Annotated in this window: 14 protein-coding genes; 1 reads left to right on the top strand and 13 read right to left on the bottom strand. The window is 67.4% G+C overall.

Annotated features, from left to right (window positions below):
- Positions 1-102 precede the first annotated feature (102 nt).
- From ACV7NQ_RS26790 to ACV7NQ_RS26745, 10 genes are all read right to left on the bottom strand, one after another.
- Entirely contained in the window at positions 103-2,295 is a 2,193-nt protein-coding gene (locus ACV7NQ_RS26790; protein WP_463362154.1) for an amylo-alpha-1,6-glucosidase, read from the bottom strand.
- On the bottom strand, positions 2,292-3,392 hold the full coding sequence (locus ACV7NQ_RS26785) for a glycosyltransferase family 4 protein (protein WP_463365828.1): 1,101 nt from the start codon (positions 3,390-3,392) through the stop codon (positions 2,292-2,294). The genes ACV7NQ_RS26790 and ACV7NQ_RS26785 overlap by 4 nt, the downstream gene beginning before the upstream one ends.
- Positions 3,393-3,887: 495 nt before the next feature.
- Positions 3,888-5,414, bottom strand: coding sequence for a PstS family phosphate ABC transporter substrate-binding protein (locus ACV7NQ_RS26780; protein WP_463362153.1), 1,527 nt, complete (start codon positions 5,412-5,414; stop codon positions 3,888-3,890).
- Between the two features lie 202 nt (positions 5,415-5,616).
- The gene (locus ACV7NQ_RS26775) at positions 5,617-6,681 is read right to left on the bottom strand and encodes a PHP domain-containing protein (protein ID WP_463362152.1); all 1,065 of its coding nucleotides are present in this window, start codon (positions 6,679-6,681) and stop codon (positions 5,617-5,619) included.
- Between the two features lie 5 nt (positions 6,682-6,686).
- Positions 6,687-7,268, bottom strand: a complete 582-nt coding sequence (locus ACV7NQ_RS26770; RefSeq protein WP_463362151.1) for a dihydrofolate reductase family protein — start codon at positions 7,266-7,268, stop codon at positions 6,687-6,689.
- A 64-nt stretch (positions 7,269-7,332) separates the two neighbouring features.
- Complete coding sequence (gene mutM, locus ACV7NQ_RS26765; protein WP_463362150.1) at positions 7,333-8,193, bottom strand: bifunctional DNA-formamidopyrimidine glycosylase/DNA-(apurinic or apyrimidinic site) lyase; 861 nt, start codon at positions 8,191-8,193, stop codon at positions 7,333-7,335.
- A gap of 1 nt (position 8,194) precedes the next feature.
- Positions 8,195-8,917: a ribonuclease III gene (gene rnc, locus ACV7NQ_RS26760; protein ID WP_463362149.1), complete on the bottom strand. Its 723-nt coding sequence runs from the start codon at positions 8,915-8,917 to the stop codon at positions 8,195-8,197.
- A 22-nt stretch (positions 8,918-8,939) separates the two neighbouring features.
- Positions 8,940-9,122 (bottom strand): 50S ribosomal protein L32, encoded by a 183-nt coding sequence (rpmF, locus tag ACV7NQ_RS26755; RefSeq protein WP_014987105.1) that lies wholly within the window; start codon positions 9,120-9,122, stop codon positions 8,940-8,942.
- 54 nt (positions 9,123-9,176) lie between these two features.
- Positions 9,177-9,806: a YceD family protein gene (locus ACV7NQ_RS26750; RefSeq protein WP_463362148.1), complete on the bottom strand. Its 630-nt coding sequence runs from the start codon at positions 9,804-9,806 to the stop codon at positions 9,177-9,179.
- Between the two features lie 111 nt (positions 9,807-9,917).
- On the bottom strand, positions 9,918-10,664 hold the full coding sequence (locus ACV7NQ_RS26745) for a DivIVA domain-containing protein (protein ID WP_463365827.1): 747 nt from the start codon (positions 10,662-10,664) through the stop codon (positions 9,918-9,920).
- Positions 10,665-10,957: 293 nt separating this feature from the next.
- Between ACV7NQ_RS26745 and ACV7NQ_RS26740 the strand changes: the two genes are divergently transcribed.
- Entirely contained in the window at positions 10,958-11,464 is a 507-nt protein-coding gene (locus ACV7NQ_RS26740; RefSeq protein ID WP_463362147.1) for a GtrA family protein, read from the top strand.
- A 77-nt stretch (positions 11,465-11,541) separates the two neighbouring features.
- Here the strand turns inward: ACV7NQ_RS26740 and coaD are convergent, their stop codons facing one another.
- The 3 genes from coaD to ACV7NQ_RS26725 are packed head-to-tail and all read right to left on the bottom strand — an operon-like array spanning position 11,542 to position 16,028.
- Positions 11,542-12,027: a pantetheine-phosphate adenylyltransferase gene (gene coaD / locus ACV7NQ_RS26735; protein ID WP_463362146.1), complete on the bottom strand. Its 486-nt coding sequence runs from the start codon at positions 12,025-12,027 to the stop codon at positions 11,542-11,544.
- 27 nt (positions 12,028-12,054) lie between these two features.
- Positions 12,055-12,627, bottom strand: a complete 573-nt coding sequence (gene rsmD / locus ACV7NQ_RS26730) for a 16S rRNA (guanine(966)-N(2))-methyltransferase RsmD (protein ID WP_463362145.1) — start codon at positions 12,625-12,627, stop codon at positions 12,055-12,057.
- On the bottom strand, positions 12,624-16,028 hold the full coding sequence (locus ACV7NQ_RS26725) for a pyruvate carboxylase (RefSeq protein ID WP_463362144.1): 3,405 nt from the start codon (positions 16,026-16,028) through the stop codon (positions 12,624-12,626). The genes rsmD and ACV7NQ_RS26725 overlap by 4 nt, the downstream gene beginning before the upstream one ends.
- Positions 16,029-16,217 lie beyond the last annotated feature (189 nt).

Raw genomic sequence — 16,217 nt, 5'->3', positions numbered from 1 at the left:
TCCAGCCTGCGTGTTTCAGTGGAGAGGCATGCCAATGTCGTTACGCCGAAGGAATACCCGAACTCCGGCGATTCATCCCGTTTGTTCGTGATCGTGTCGGCGTCATCGACTGACCAGCTGCCAGTCGTCGGGCAGGCGCGCGGCGGTGATCTGACTGCCCTCGGCCTCCAGATCGACGGTCACCGAACCCAATCGCAGATCACGGAGACTGATCTTGCCCCACTGCGGCGGCAGGTGCGGACACACGGCCAGCGTGCGCGCCGGCACGTCCGGCTCGAGCCCGAGGAACGACCGCACCAGCAATAGCGGAGCCGCACTCGCCCAGGCCTGCGGTGAGCAGGAGGTCGGGTAGGGCACCGGTACCGCGAACTGATCACGCGGAAACCCGCAGAACAGCTCGGGCAGTCGACCACCGAAAGTCGCTGCCGCGTCGAGCAATCCGCCCGCGAGCCGGGTCGCCAGCTCGACCGCGCCCGGCAAGTGGCGATAGCGCAGCAGACCGGCGACGGCGATCGCCGTGTCGTGTGGCCACACCGACCCGCAGTGGTAGCTCATCGGGTTGTAGGCGCCCATCGATGACGCGAGGGTGCGCAGCCCGAAACCGGAGTCCATCTCCGGGCTCGACAGCCGCTCGATCACTTCGGCCGCATGCTCGTCAGTAGCGATACCCGACCAAAGACAGTGGGCCACATTGCTGGTCAGCGCATCGACCTGACGCTTGCCGCCATCCAACGCGACCGCGTACCAGCCCCGGTCCGGCAGCCAGAACTGCTCGGCGAACTTGCCGCGCAGTTCGGCGGCGCGCTCGCGCAACCGAGTCGCGGTCCGCTGCTCGTCGAACGCCTCGGCCAGCTCCGCCCGCGCCAGCAGTGCGGCATGCACGTACCCCTGCACCTCGCACAGCGCGATCGGCGCCTCCGCGAGATGCCCTGTGGCGTCGTTGATTCCGTCGAAGCTGTCCTTCCAACCTTGATTGATCAGACCGCGATCGGTGGCGCGGCGATACTCGACGAAACCGTCGCCGTCCCGGTCGCCGTAGTCGGTGATCCACCGCACCGCGGCGTCGGCGGCGGGCAGCAGCTCCTTGATCACCTCCGGATCCGCACCCCACCGATGACATTCGGCCAGCAACATGATGAAAAGTGGTGTGGCATCGACGGTTCCGTAATAGGTACTGCCGCCGAGCACCTGTCCACTGGCCGGCCCGCGGCGCATCTCGTGCATGATCCGCCCCGGCTCCTCCTCGGTGAGCGGATCGACTGCCTGCCCTTGCAATTCGGCAAGCTGCTGCAAGGTGCCCACCGCCAGATCGACCTCCAGCGGCAGCGCCATCCAGGCGGTCAGCAGGCTGTCGCGGCCGAACAGGGTCATGAACCACGGTGCGCCCGCGGCCACGAAGGGCCTGCCCGCGCCGGCCTCGTCGTGAATCTGCAGGGCGCCCAGGTCACTTTCCGAGCGCCGCAGTATCTGGGTGAGCGCCGTGTTCGCCGCGATAATCGTCGTCGCGGTATCGCGCCACGCCTCGATCTTGCGACTCGGCGCGCTGAGCCCGTGGTCCTCCCCAGGCTCCAACGGCGCCTGGACTCGCTGATTGCCGACCGTCGGCTGTGCGACGACCTCGGTCTGCCAGCGCCGCCCCGGCGGTACCACGACCCGCCACACCAGCGTGCCCGGCAACACGGTGGGTTCGACGCTCGCCGAGACCGACAGTCCGCGCATTCGATCGGTTCTGTCGTGCAGCAGCAGCTCACCTTCGGCCACGGTCACCTCGGCCCGCCCGTGCCCGTGCCCGGACCGGCCCTCCTTGACCGCGAAGAGGTCAACGAAGTCGGCGTCGACGTGCAACTCCAGGCAGACCGCGGTGGGTTCGCGCCCCATGTTCTCCAGCGTCAGGATCTCGTGCATCCCGTCGGCGACGAGCCGTTCGCGCACCACAAGCAGGGTGCTGTCGGCCACCCCGGCCTGCGGTGGCCTGCGCAGCACGAACCTGGCGGCGAACGCCTCCGGGCTGAGCACCGACAACGCCTCGGCGGGCTTGCCGTCCACCAGCAGTTCCCAACGGGACAGGACGCGCGCGTCCCGGAAGAAAAGCCCGTGCGGTCGGCCCGGCTCGACGTCGCCGAGGCGGTTCGACAGGCAGAAGGTTCCGCCCTCGACCAGCGTGACGGAGCCGTTCCAGCCACCGAGCGCCGTCGGCTGCCCGGCATTGAATGGCGTCGGGCTCGCCGAAGTCGCGCTCGATGGCGCGGAGTTCGGCGCCGCGGGTTTCTCTGGGACGCGCGCGTCGGCGGTCATGCCAGTTCGCTCGCTGGGACGCGGACGGGCACGGTCTCGTCTAGCCAACGTTCGGCGCGCGCCCGCCGCGACGGCCGCAGTAGCCGCTGATAGACGTGCTCGTAGCCGCGTCCGAGCGTCTCCGCGCCGAAGTGCGCTTCGACATGCGCCCGGCAGACGGCCGGATCCAGTCGTCGCACTTCGGCAATCGCGGCGGGCAGCTGGGCCGGGTCGTCGCAGATCCGGCCGGTCACCCCGTCGAGGATCACCTCGGCCACCGCGCCACCGCGTAGCGCGACCACCGGGGTGCCGCAGACCATCGCTTCGATCATCACCACGCCGAACGGTTCCTCCCAGCGGATGGGGAACAACAGGCAGCGCGCACCCGCCAGCAGCTTGCGCTTGGCCGCCGCATCGGCGAGCCCGAAGACGTGATCGTGCTCGGTCAGCAGCGGACGGACCTCTTTCTCGAAGTACGCCAGCTCGGCGGGTTCACTGCACTTACCCGCGAGCACTAAAGGAATACCAGCCTCGTGCGCGGCCCGCAACGCCAGGTGGGGTGCTTTGCACGCGTTGAAGCGGCCGAGGAACAGCGCGTAGTCCCCTTTGTCCGCTTGGAAGGGCCACTGCTCCACATGCAGTGCATTGTGTACTCGCCCAACCCAGTTCAGATCCGGGGCCAGTTCGCGTTGCCGGTCGCTGATCGCGACGAGCGCGACATCTTTGCCCAACTCCCGGTAGTACTGGTAGGAGTCGTCCTCGACCGGGCCGTGCACGGTCACCACCGTCGGCAAGCCCAGACCGGCGTAGGCCTGTGCGTTGAGGGGTCCGGCAAAGGTGTGGTCGTGCACCAGATCCACACCGGAGGTGGCGGCAATCCTTTCGATGGCCCTTCGCACCTTCAGCGCGTGCACGACCTCGGGAAACGGATCGCCGAGTCGCTCGGGCAAGGCCCGGTCCCAGACCGGCACGAACTTGGCCTTGGTACCCGGTTCACCCGCGCCGAACAACGTCACGTCGTGACCGCGGGTGACCAGCGAATCGACCAAATCGGCGACGACGGCCTCGACGCCGCCGTACGCCTTGGGTGGTACGTCGAAATAGGGCGGAACAACCATGGCGATGCGAAATCGTTCGCCGACATGATCGATCGACAACAAATCCGACGAGGAAATAGGCGCCGCAATCGGCGCGGATAACCGTGCGCTCATGACCATCCTTCCAAGCAACCGTTGGCTCTGGCATCCACCCAGCACTCGGAGCGCTGGGCGCCGAACGTGGTGGCCGCCGCGGCGGAGGTGGAGACAATGCCTACACCGCCGTCCATCAGGGCTTGGTTGGCCTGGGCACGCCGTGGCGTGCACAGGGGGGCCGAGAGAAACGTACCTCGTGACACACACTTCAAACCGTCAGTTGGTCCAAAACTTTTTCGCCCGGCCGACGCTCACCCGGTCGAGCGCAGGGCGTCAGACGATCCAGGGTTGCATCCGCAGCCGTACCCCGATGCGATTCCACAGGTTCATTCGTGACACGGTGTTCGTCCTTTCCTCGGCGCTACTCCTGCACGAGGGAGACCAGATAGCGACCCGCCATGTGACATCGCCGTGTAGCACTCACGAGTCCGGCAGGCACCGCGGCCGATCGGGCAGGTCGCCGCAGGGGGCGTTGCCATGCGAGCTCAGCACGTCCTTGCCCGCCTGATCGGTCAGGAAGCGCAGGAAGGAGGTGGCCAATGAGTCGCCGGGCAGGTCACCGTAGGTGTAGGCATACTCGACGCCCCAGAAGGGATACGTGCGGTTGATCGCGCCGTCGCGGGTCGCTGCGACCCCGTCCAGGTCGAGAGTGCCCACATCCGCCTTCGCCGCCTCCGAGGACTCGCTGTAGCCGATGGCGCCTGGGATCGCGGCGACGGCCTGCAGCATATCCGTGGTGACCGGTACGTCGCAGTGCGCGCCGACCGCCTGGGGCGTGTCCATGATCGCCATGCAGCTCACGTGCGGGCGGTTCGGCTGCGGTTCGCTGAGCAGTCGATGCTCGAAGGTGTTCCTGGTGCCGGATCCGGGGATCCGATTGACCAGCACGATCGGCAGATCCGGGCCGCCGACGTCGCGCCAGTTGGTGACGCGGCCCGAGTACATGTCTTGGATCTGCGCGCCGGTGAGATTGTGGACGCCCACCGCCTTGTTCACGACCATGCTGAACAGCGACAGCGCCAGCGAACGGTACCGCAGTTGCGGATATCCCTCGCCCTTCGGACCATCGGTGATCGCCAGCAGCTCCCGATTGTCCTTGCCCTCCTTGGTGATTCGGTCCAGACCGCGTTCGGTGCCCTCGAAGCCGAAGGTGAATTTCGCTCCGGTGCAACGCTTTGTGTACTGCTGCGCGGCCTCCTGGATAACCGGTGCGAACGCCGTCGAGCCGACCACCGTGACGCTCCCCTCGGCACACTCCAGCGGCGCCGGCTCCGGAGCCAGCACATTGACGACGACCTGGACGACGATCACCGCCACAAGAAAGGCGATGAGCGCGACCATCACTCGGGAAATACCGGTGCGGCTGCGGGTCTCTGCCACTCGCCCGCCCTTGATCCGCCCGCGCAGCACCGGCTCCGGATACTCGCCGCTGCCCTCGGACCGTTGCAGGATCGCCAGGATCTTGTAGTGGTCCGCCCGATTCATCGTCACCTTGGGCAGATCGATCACGCCGATGTGCCCGGCCGTGTCCTCGCGCACGGCAATCCCGGAATCGCGGTCCAGGCTGTCGGCGAGTCCCGGTTCGCTCAGCTCGGTGACCGCCATGCCGATGACGCGACGCTGCGGGAAGTGCAGGTGCAGCCCGACGCGGCCGGCATCGGGCACGGCGTAGTCGTTGGTGTCGATGGTGGTGGCGCCGCTGTTCTCGATGCGGACCAGCACTACCGACAGGTCCTTCAGATCCGGGCTCGGACCGTCGCTCTCGGGTCGCAATTGCGGCAGGACACCGGGAAAGACCGATTCGATCTCACCGGTGACCGGCGTGTCCATCTGCACGCGGTAACCGAGTCGCCGACGTCCGACCAGCACGAATTCCCACAGAAACGCGACGATCGGCACCGCGATACCGACGAAGGCCAGCATCATGTCGATCGGAAAGCCGCCCACCCGCTAATCCACCCCCAAGAGATCTGTGTGCCACCATCTTCGGGCATGCGCGCGCCGCCGCCCACCTACGCCACAAGTGTTCGGCAACAGTTAACCCGACGGCCAAGGCCCGCGAGACATTATCGGTTGCACCGACGAAAGTCCTTCATAGCAGTGGATCCCGACGTTCGCCGTGATGACGGGATGCCACCGGCTCGGCTGCTCAGGCGTCCGCCGACTCGGTCCAGGCCAGCAGGTCGGCGAAGGGCCAGGTGTTGATGACCCGTTCGGCCGCAACACCATTAGCGACGGCGCGCTCACACCCGTAACCCTGCCAGTCAAGCTGACCCGGCGCATGCGCGTCGGTGTCGACGGAGAAGTAGCAGCCCATCTCGACGGCGAGCTGGATGAGGCGCGCGGGCGGGTCGCGGCGTTCGGGGCGGCTGTTGATCTCGACGGCGGTGCCGTAGTGACGGCACGCCTCGAACACCACCTCCGCGTCGAAGGTCGACTCCGGCCGAGTGCCCCGCCCACCCTCGACCAGCCGACCGGTGCAATGGCCGAGTACGTCGACATTCGGGTTCGCCACCGCGTACACCATGCGCTTGGTCATCACGTCGCTTTCGGCACGCAGATGCGAATGCACGCTGGCGACAACGATATCGAGCTCGGCGAGCAGGTCGGCCTGCTGGTCCAGGGTGCCGTCGTCGAGAATGTCCACCTCGATGCCGGTGAGAATACGAAACGGCGCCACCCGCTCGTTGAGCTCCGCGACCACATCCAGCTGGCGGCGCAACCGGTCGGCGGACAGACCGTTGGCGACGGTCAATCGCGGGGAATGATCGGTGAGGGCGCAGTATTCGTGCCCGAGCGCGGCCGCGACGCCCATCATCTCCGCGATCGGACTGCCACCGTCGGACCAGTCGGAGTGAGTGTGCAGATCACCGCGCAGCAGCGTCCGCAGCGGCTTGCCCGGCACGCCGATGGGCTGCGCGGCCATCCGCAGATCGGTTAAATAGTCCGGTACCGCACCGGAATACGCCTGTTCGATGACGGCCGCGGTCTTCGGCCCGATCCCGGCGAGATCGCGCCAGCTGTGTGCGATGCGGTGTGCGTCGCGTTCCTGCTCCGACAGCTCCGCCACAATGTCGGCGGCGCGCCGGTATGCCTTCACCCGATGCGTTTCCGCGCGCGAGCGTTCCAGCCAGAAGCCGATCTCACGCAGCGCCCGCACCGGACCCGGCACCTGCGTCAGGTCCGGTGCGGCGGTCGAATCATCTTCCGCCACAGCGGTTATCGAATCCTGGCGTACTTCACGAAGGCCACGCCATCCTCAAAGATCCGGCTGGTGATCACCCGGAATCTGGCCGCATCGGGCAGCCGAGGGCCGCGACCGAACAGTGGGCGTCCCCCGCCGAGCACCACAGGATACAGCTTCAGGAAGATCTGATCGATCTCCGGCAGCAACACCTGAGCGAGTTCCCCGCCACCGCACAGCCAGATCCCGAGCCCGTTGTCCCGCTTGAGCTCTCGCACCTTCGTCAGAGGGTCCGCGGCGATCAGCTCGACCGCCGGATCCGGGTTCTCCGGCAACGTCGTCGACACCACGTACTGCCGCAGGTGCGCATACGGACTCGACGTCCCGGTGCGCACGCCGAAATCATGCGTCTTGCGCCCCATCAGCACCGTATCGAAGTAGCGGTTGTACTTATCGATGCCGAGCGCCTCCCGCACCTTCGTCGGCAGCGTCTCCGGATACTGCGCGGTGATCGCGGGGCCGTGGTCACCGCCGACCGGGAAGAAATCGACCGAGCCCTCCTCGGTGGCGATGAAACCATCGATGGTCGATGCGACGTAGTAGGTGAGCTTGCGCATATATCCTTCCTCCACGGGTCGATGTGACTCCCGAACCCCCAGAAGAAACGGTAGCTCGGCGGGTCTAGTGCAGGCGGGGCTTCGGCTGGCAGCGAGGGCAAGAGTACGACGAACGGTTCATGAAGCGCTCGCGACGGATCGGCGCGCCGCAGCGGCGGCACGGCTCGTCCTCACGACCGTAGACTGCCAGGAAGCGCTCGAAGTAGCCGGATTGGCCGTTCACGTTGACATACAGCGCGTCGAACGAGGTGCCGCCCGCGGCGAGGGCCTCGCTCATCACCACGCCGACCTCGCCGAGCAGGGTCCTCAGGGCGGGGCGGGTGAGCCCGGCCGCGAGCCGGTTGCCATGGATCTTCGCGCGCCACAGGGATTCATCGGCGTAGATGTTGCCGATACCGGAGATCACGGACTGATCCAGCAGCACACGCTTGATCTCGGACTGTTTGCCGCGCAGCGCGGCCACCACCGACTCGGCGTCGAAGAGCGGATCCAGCGGATCACGGGCGATATGCGCGACCGGCTCGGGCAGCAGGGCGCCGTCGACCGCGACGAGCGGCGCGAGCGCCCAGCCGCCGAAGGTGCGCTGATCGATGAAACGCAGCTGGGTGCCGTCGTCGAGGGTGGCGAGAATGTGCGCGTGCTTCTCCACCGGGGCGTCGGCGGGCTGCACCAGCATCTGCCCGCTCATCCCCAGGTGCACGACCAGTGAGGTGTCGGGATCGTCGAAGGTGAGCCACAGGTACTTGCCGCGCCGTTGCGCCGCGGCCACCCGTAGCCCGGTCATCCGGGCCGCCAGATCGGCGGCACCCTCGAGATGCCTGCGCACCGACCGAGGATGGGTCACCGCCACCGACTCGATGACATGGCCGGCCACATGTTCGGCAAGTCCGCGACGGACCACCTCGACCTCGGGGAGTTCGGGCACGTCAGGCTTCGGCGGTCAGCGCCTGATAGGCGGCGCCCGCGGCCTTCTGTTCGGCTTCCTTCTTGGAGCGGCCGATACCGGAACCGTAGGGGCGGCCACCGATCACCGTGGTCGCGGTGAATTCCTTGTCGTGGTCGGGGCCCGTCGAGGTGATGACGTAGCTGGGCACGCCGAGTCCACGTTCGGCGGTGAGCTCCTGCAGGCTGGTCTTCCAGTCGAGGCCCGCCCCCATCCGGGGACCGCGTTCGAGCAGGTCCGCGAACAGTCGCAGCACCACACCGCGGGCCACGTCGATGCCGTGCTCCAAGTGCACCGCACCGAGCAGCGATTCCATGCCATCGGCGAGGATGCTCGGCTTGTCCCGGCCGCCGGTGAGCTCCTCGCCCTTGCCGAGCAGCAGGTGGTCGCCGAGGCCGCCCTCGCCGAGCCCGCGCGCCACCTCGGCGAGCGCATGCATGTTCACCACACTCGCCCGCAGCTTGGCCAGTTCGCCCTCGGACTTCTCCGGGTGCTCACGGTACAGCCGCTCGGTGATGCTCAGGCCGAGGACCGAGTCGCCGAGGAATTCCAGACGCTCATTGGTCGGCAGCCCGCCGTTTTCATAGGCATACGACCGGTGCGTCAGCGCGAGGCGCAGCAAATCCGGCTGCACATCCACGCCGAGCGCGGCGAGCAGCCGGTCATGGTCAACGGACGGGCCGGATTCGTCCTTACTGGCGGTCACGTCTATACGACAGGTCGAACGATCAGACAGCAGCGGTGACCTGGCGGCCCTTGTAGGTGCCACAGGAGGGGCACGCGATGTGTGGCAGCGTCTTCTCGCCGCAGGCGCGGTTCGGGCACGTGATCAGGGTCGGCGCGGTGGCCTTCCACTGACTGCGCCGCGACCTGGTGTTGGAACGGGACATCCGGCGCTTGGGAACGGCCACGACTACATCTCCTCTTGTCCTGTTGCTTGCCAGTCGGCAGCACGGGTCTCGGTCTTAATGGTCTGGGTTGGCCGCACCCGAATCGGGGCTGCCGCTGCCGGGCGACTCGGTGGCAAAGTTCGCCAACCCGGCCCAGCGAGGGTCAAGTATCTCATGCCCATGGCCGGAACCCGCAATCGCCATCCGTACACCGCATTCCGGGCACAGTCCGGCGCAGTCCGGCGAGCACAGCGGCTGCAGCGGAAGCTCCAGGCCGATGGCGTCGATGATCACCGGTTCCAGGTCGATCGTGTCGTCGACAAGGCGGTGGATCTCGTCGTCCTCGGTGGTCTGCTCCGTGGCGCTGTCGGGGTAAGCGAACAGCTCCGTGAGGTTCAGTTCGACCTCGCCGGTGAACGGGTCGAGGCAACGCCCGCATTCGCCTGCCGTCGGCGCGGTCACCGTTCCGGTGACCAGCACACCCTCGGACACCGCCTGTAGCTGCACATCGAGCTCGACCTCGGAGCCTGCCGGAATCGCGATCAGATCCAGCCCCATTCGATCCTTGGTGGCGACCGCGCGACGCACCTCCTGCATGGTGCCGGGGCGACGGCCCAGGCTGCGGGTGTCCAGCACGAAGAACGCGTCCGGATTGCGGCGGGCGGCCGCACCAGGACGCGAGGCAGAACCGGAACCGGCGGGCATCACGAACTCACTCACGTATTCGAAGGGAAATGGGCAACCACACCACAATACGCGAGGCCATGGCGAACCCCCAAAACGCGAGCGGCATCGCCGCGGATCGGCGAAGCGCGTCTACCGGCGATAGTCGGCGGCGTAGTCCGGCGCTCCCGCACCCGAACGCAGTTGGTGACGGCCCCGGCCAACGGTCCGCAGGGTGCTGTCGAGGGTCTCCTCGAACTCGGCGAGCTTGCTGTCGACGTACTGGTCGCACTCCTCGCGCATACGGTCAGCCTCGGCGTGCGCCGCGTCGATCACCCGCGCCGACTCGGCGTGAGCGGCGCGCACCACCTCGGTCTGCGCGACCAGGCGGGCCTGCTCGGCCAGCCCGTCGGCGACGGAGCGGTCGTAGGATGCCTGGCCCGCCTCGATCATCCGCTCGGATTCGGTGCGGGCGCGGCCGGTGACAGCCTCGAATTCGGCATTGCCGTCGGCGACGACGCGGTCGGCCTCTGCCTGCGCGGTGCTGACCAGATGGTCGGCGTGCGCGCTCGCCTCGGCCACCATGCGGTCGGCATGGGCCTTGGCGTCGGCGAGGATCCGGTCGGCCTCGTCGCGCGCGGATCCGACGGTCTGGTGTGCCTGTTCGTTGGCGCTGGTCACCGTCGTCTCGGCGGCCGAGCGGGCGTCCGAGACGATCTTGTCGCGATGGTCGAGCACGTCTTGGGCGTCGTCGAGCTCGCCGGGCAACGCGTCACGCACGTCGTCCAGCAGTTCGAGCACCTCGCCCCGCGGCACGATGCAGCTGCGGGTCGGCGGGATGCCGCGCGCCTCTTCGACGATGGCAACCAGCTCGTCGAGTGCTTCGAATACGCGATACATGCTCACTACCCCACTCTCCTGCGGACCTACGGCGAACTTTCCACCGAGGCCCAGTGTGCCCCCCGTCACGGCTCGTGCCGAGTCATCCTCCGGTGTGTCGCGCCAGTGTCTCGTACACCACAAAAATCAAGTGGAGGATCTACCTCCACTTGGTGTTACATTTATCCAGAAGGTTCGGAACAAGACCTTCATAAGCGAATCCCAGGCCCCTACCGGGACTGTGGGACAGGAGGAGGCCCGCCAGGCGGACGTCCAGAAGCCGACTGTTGAACTCGTGTTCGATCGGAAAGACAATGACTGTTCTCGAAGCACCGCGACCGGTGGCCGCCAGCATCTACACCCCCTGGGCTGGCCCGTACCCGGTGCTGCGCGCGCCATCGGCGGCCAGGATCGAACAGCTCATGGGGTACCTGCGCGGCGACCGCGCGTTTGCTCAGTTGATCCGTTTCGCACTTGTCGGTAGCTCCAGCAATATCGCCTACGTCCTGCTGTTCTTCGCCATGCACGGCATCGGCCCGCTGATCGCCAACGTCGTCGGATCGATCGTCAGCACCGTGATCGCCAATGAGCTGCACCGTCAGCTCACCTTCCACGCGTCCGGCCGGGTCGGCTGGTTCACCGCACAGTGGGAAGGCGGCGGCCTTGCGCTGATCGGCCTCGGCATCACCACCGCGGGACTGGCCGCGCTCGATGTGTGGACCCCCGGCATCGGCGGGGTCGCGGAGGCGACCGCCATCCTCGCCATCACCGCGGCGGTCGGCGGCATGCGCTTCCTGGCCCTGCGTGGCCTGGTCTTCTAAATCCTTCGGTATCAGCCCACACGAATCCGCCCCGGTCCCGGAGTTTTGGAGCCGGGGCGGAATCGCGTCCGGGGTAGTTATCCGCGGCGTTCCGCGAGACGGTCCAGCAGGCGCTTGTGTACCGAGGGCGGGAGCATGTCGGTGACATCGCCACCGAAGGTCGCGACCTCCTTGACCAGAGAGCTGGATAGGAAGCTGAAGGCGGGGTTGGTGGCGATGAAGAAGGTGTCCACTCCGGACAGGTGCTTGTGCATCTGGGCCATCTGTAGTTCGTAGCCGAAGTCGCCCGCGTCACGCAGACCCTTGACGATCGCGCTGATGCCCTGCTCCCGAGCGAAATCCACGAGCAGGCCGTACCAGGACTCCACCCGGATATTGGGCAGGTGCGCGGTGGCCTCGCGCAGCATCTCCATGCGCTCTTCAACGCTGAACATGCCCTGCTTGCTCTTGTTGATCATGACGGTCACCACGACCTCGTCGAACTGGGCCGAGACCCGGTTGAAGACGTCGATGTGTCCATTGGTCACCGGGTCGAACGAGCCCGGGCACAACACTCCTGCCATGCGTCAAACGCTAGCAGGCGACATCCGTCATCCCGCCGTTGCGACAGCGGTGAACTCGGCGAGCTCGATTCGGGTCTCACCGTACTTACGCGGCTTGGCCGCGACATAGCCTGCGGGCCAATCGATCTCGGGCGAGCGAATGGAGCGCTCCACCACCACGATGGCGTCCGGCGCGAGCCAGCCGCGCTCGCTCAAGGCCCGCAGATCAGCCGTCACCGCGGCCGGGTCGACGTCATAGGGCGGGTCGGAGAACACCACATCGAATTCGCCCGCCCCGGCTCGCTCCAACACCGAAGCCACAGTCCCCATCCGCACTTCCGCGCCGGGCAGCCCGAGGTCGGCGATATTGCCGCGCACGATCGCGGCGGCCGCGCGGTCGGATTCGATCAGCAGCGCATGTGCGGCCCCGCGCGACAGCGCTTCCAGGCCGAGCGCGCCCGACCCGGCATAGAGGTCGAGCACGCGGACACCGTCGAAGTCGATCCTGGCGTCCAGCGCGCTGAACAGCGCCTCGCGCACGCGATCGGAAGTGGGCCTGGTGCCAGCGGGCGGCACCCGTAGCCGCCGCCCGCCCGCGGTCCCCGCGACGATCCGCGTCATTCGGCCGCTGACTCGCGCACCGTTAGTTCGACCAGCAGGTCGCCGCCCTCGACCTGCTGGACCCGGCCGATCGCGACCCGGCCGACGGTGCCGGCGCGCGGCGCGGTGATCGCGGCCTCCATCTTCATCGCCTCGATGGTGCCGATGGTGTCGCCCGTCGCGATCGAATCGCCTTCCGACACAGCCAGTGTCACCACGCCGGCAAACGGCGCGGCGATGTGGCCCGGGTTGGACTTGTCCGCCTTCTCCGCGGCCGGGATCTCGCTGGCGATGGACCGGTCACGGACCGCGACCGGACGCAGCTGACCGTTGAGAATGCACATCACCGTGCGCATACCACGCTCGTCGGGCTCGGAGATGGCCTCCAGGCCGATGAGCAGGGTGACGCCCTTCTCCAACTGCACGCGATGTTCATCGCCACGGCGCAGGCCGTAGAAGAACTGGTTGGCCGAGAGCCCGGAGGTATCGCCGTATTTCTCACGGTGGGCGACGAATTCGACGGTCGGGGCGGGGAACAGCAATCGGTTCAACGTGTCGCGCCGCTGCTGCGAGGAACCGGCGAGCCCAGCCTCGTCCTCGGCGGTCAGCGCGGTTTCCGGTTTCGCGGGGCCGCGTCCCGCGAGTGCCCGGCTGCGGAACGGTTCCGGCCAACCGCCCGCCGGCGTGCCGAGTTCGCCACGCAGGAAACCGATTACCGAATCGGGGATGTCGTAGCGGCCGGGATCGGCGGTGAAGTCCTCGATGTCGACGCCGGTCCCGACGAGCGCCAGCGCCAGGTCACCGACCACCTTGGACGAGGGTGTCACCTTGACCAGCCGACCCAGAAGTCGGTCCGCCGCTGCGTATTTCGCCTCGATCTCTTCGAACCGGTCGCCGAGCCCGAGCGCGATCGCCTGCTGGCGCAGGTTCGACAGCTGGCCGCCGGGAATCTCATGGGTGTACACGCGTCCGGTCGGCGCAGGCAGCCCGGATTCGAAGGGCGCGTATACCTTTCGCAACGCCTCCCAGTACGGCTCCAGATCGCAGACATTCCGCAGGCTCAATCCGGTGTCGAACTCGCTGTGCGCCGCGGCCGCGACGATCGCCGACAGCGCGGGCTGACTGGTGGCGCCCGCCATGGCGGCACTCGCGCCGTCGACCGCGTCGGCGCCGGCCTGCCATGCGGCGAGGTAGGTGGCCAACTGTCCGCCCGGGGTGTCGTGGGTGTGCACGTGCACCGGCAGGTCGAAGTTGTTGCGCAGCGCGGTGACCAGGGTCGCGGCGGCCGGAGCGCGAAGCAGGCCGGCCATGTCCTTGATGGCGAGCACGTGCGCGCCCGCGTCCACGATCTGCTCGGCCAGCTCGAGGTAATAGTCAAGCGTGTAGAGGGTTTCGTCCGGGTTGGACAGGTCACCGGTGTAGCTCATCGCGACTTCCGCGATGGCCGTTCCGGTTTCGCGCACCGCGTCGATGGCGGGACGCATCTGATCGACGTTGTTGAGCGCGTCGAAGATGCGGAAGATATCGACGCCGGTGTCGGTCGCTTCCTGCACGAACGCGCGCGTCACCTGCTCCGGGTACGGCATGTAGCCGACGGTATTGCGGCCGCGCAGCAGCATCTGCAGGCAGATATTGGGCACCGCCTCGCGCAGTGCGGCCAGCCGCTCCCACGGGTCCTCGAACAGAAAACGAAGCGCCACATCGTAAGTCGCACCGCCCCATGCCTCGATGGACAGCAGCTCGGGGGTCAGCCGCGCGACGTGCCCGGCGACCGCGAGCAAGCCGTTGGTGCGCACCCGGGTGGCCAGCAGCGACTGATGAGCGTCGCGGAAGGTGGTGTCGGTGACGCCGACCGCCTTCTGTTCGCGCAGCGCCCGCGCGAAACCCTCAGGGCCCAGCGCAAGCAGCCGCTGCCGCGAACCGGCGGGCGCCGGCACGGTCAGATCGATGGCGGGCAGCTTGTCGTGCGGGTACACCGTGGTCGGCCGCTCGCCGTGCGGCTTGTTCACGGTGATGTCGGCCAGGTAGTTGAGGATCTTGGTGCCGCGGTCGGCCGACTCGCGCAGGGTGAGCAGCTGCGGACGTTCCTCGATGAACGAGGTGGTGACCCGGCCCGCGCGGAAATCGGGATCGTCGAGCACGGCCTGCAGGAACGGAATGTTGGTGGCCACGCCGCGGATCCGGAACTCCGCCACCGCGCGGCGGGCGCGGGCCACCGCGGCCTCGAAGTCACGGCCGCGGCAGGTGAGCTTCACCAGCATGGAATCGAAGTAGGCGCCGACCTCGGCGCCCAGGTTCGCGCCGCCGTCGAGGCGGATGCCGGCACCGCCGGGGGTGCGGTAGGCGGTGATGCGGCCGGTATCGGGGCGGAAACCGTTGGCCGGGTCCTCGGTGGTGATGCGGCACTGCAGCGCCGCACCGCGAATCGTCACCGTTTCCTGGCTCAGCCCCAGCTCTTCGAGCGTCTCGCCCGCCGCGATACGCAGCTGCGCCTGCACCAGGTCCACATCGGTGATCTCCTCGGTCACCGTGTGCTCGACCTGGATGCGCGGGTTCATCTCGATGAAGACGTGATTGCCGCGTTCATCGAGCAGGAACTCCACAGTGCCGGCACAGCTGTAGCCGATCCGCTCGGCAAAGGCCACCGCATCGGCGCAAATCCGTTCGCGCAGTGCGGGATCCAGGTTCGGCGCGGGCGCGAGCTCGATCACCTTCTGGTGGCGGCGCTGCAGCGAACAGTCCCGCTCGAACAGGTGCATCACATTGCCATGCTGGTCGGCCAGGATCTGCACCTCGATGTGGCGCGGGTTCACCACGGCCTGCTCGAGGAACACCGTCGGATCGCCGAAGGACGACTCGGCTTCCCTGGACGCCGCCTCGATCGACTCGCGCAGGTGTTCGGCATCAGCGACCCGGCGCATACCGCGCCCGCCACCACCGGCCACCGCCTTGACGAAGATCGGGTACGCCAACTGCTCGGAGGCCGCGAGCAGCTCTTCGACGTCGGCCGAGGGCTCGCTGGACCGCAGTACCGGCAGCCCGGCAGCCTTGGCCGCCGCGATGGCCCTAGCCTTGTTGCCCGCCAGTTCGAGCACCTCGGCGGACGGGCCGACGAAGGTGATGCCCCCGCGAGCGCACGCCGCGGCCAGATCCGGGTTCTCGGACAGAAAGCCGTAGCCGGGGTAGATGGCGTCGGCACCGGCCAGCTTCGCGGCCTCGATGATGGCGTCGATGGACAGGTACGCGCGGACCGGGTGACCCTTTTCGCCGATCTGGTAGGACTCGGCCGCCTTCAACCGGTGGACCGAATTGCGGTCCTCGTAGGGGAAGACAGCGACCGTACCGATCCCGAGTTCATAGGCCGCGCGGAAGGCACGTATCGCGATCTCGCCGCGGTTGGCAACCAAGACTTTCGAGAACATTGGCCTAAGGTACCGGCCCCGAATGCGCTTCCGACACGGAAGGTCCCTTCGCAACCATCTTCACAACCGGACCTAGCAGGCTTGCGAAGTTCCGTTTACGGCGCCGATACATCTCACCGAGCGGCCCGGTCGCCGGTGCGGCGAAAGGTATGCTCGAGTTGCAGCTGGTTCGCCGGTGCGCAGGCGAGA

This window comes from Nocardia sp. Tas62D01 (genome assembly GCF_055232035.1).
The sequence above is the reverse complement of the archived record's forward strand: the minus strand, read 5'-3'. Positions and strand labels throughout refer to the sequence as shown.

Excerpts from the sequence above, each read along its gene's own strand:
- ACV7NQ_RS26790 (WP_463362154.1), bottom strand. The coding sequence starts at position 2,295 with ATGACCGCCGACGCGCGCGTCCCAGAGAAACCCGCGGCGCCGAACTCC.
- ACV7NQ_RS26785 (WP_463365828.1), bottom strand. The coding sequence starts at position 3,392 with ATGGTTGTTCCGCCCTATTTCGACGTACCACCCAAGGCGTACGGCGGC.
- ACV7NQ_RS26770 (WP_463362151.1), bottom strand. The coding sequence starts at position 7,268 with ATGCGCAAGCTCACCTACTACGTCGCATCGACCATCGATGGTTTCATC.
- ACV7NQ_RS26750 (WP_463362148.1), bottom strand. The coding sequence starts at position 9,806 with ATGCCCGCCGGTTCCGGTTCTGCCTCGCGTCCTGGTGCGGCCGCCCGC.
- ACV7NQ_RS26745 (WP_463365827.1), bottom strand. The coding sequence starts at position 10,664 with ATGTATCGCGTATTCGAAGCACTCGACGAGCTGGTTGCCATCGTCGAA.
- ACV7NQ_RS26740 (WP_463362147.1), top strand. The coding sequence starts at position 10,958 with ATGACTGTTCTCGAAGCACCGCGACCGGTGGCCGCCAGCATCTACACC.
- coaD (WP_463362146.1), bottom strand. The coding sequence starts at position 12,027 with ATGGCAGGAGTGTTGTGCCCGGGCTCGTTCGACCCGGTGACCAATGGA.
- rsmD (WP_463362145.1), bottom strand. The coding sequence starts at position 12,627 with ATGACGCGGATCGTCGCGGGGACCGCGGGCGGGCGGCGGCTACGGGTG.
- ACV7NQ_RS26725 (WP_463362144.1), bottom strand. The coding sequence starts at position 16,028 with ATGTTCTCGAAAGTCTTGGTTGCCAACCGCGGCGAGATCGCGATACGT.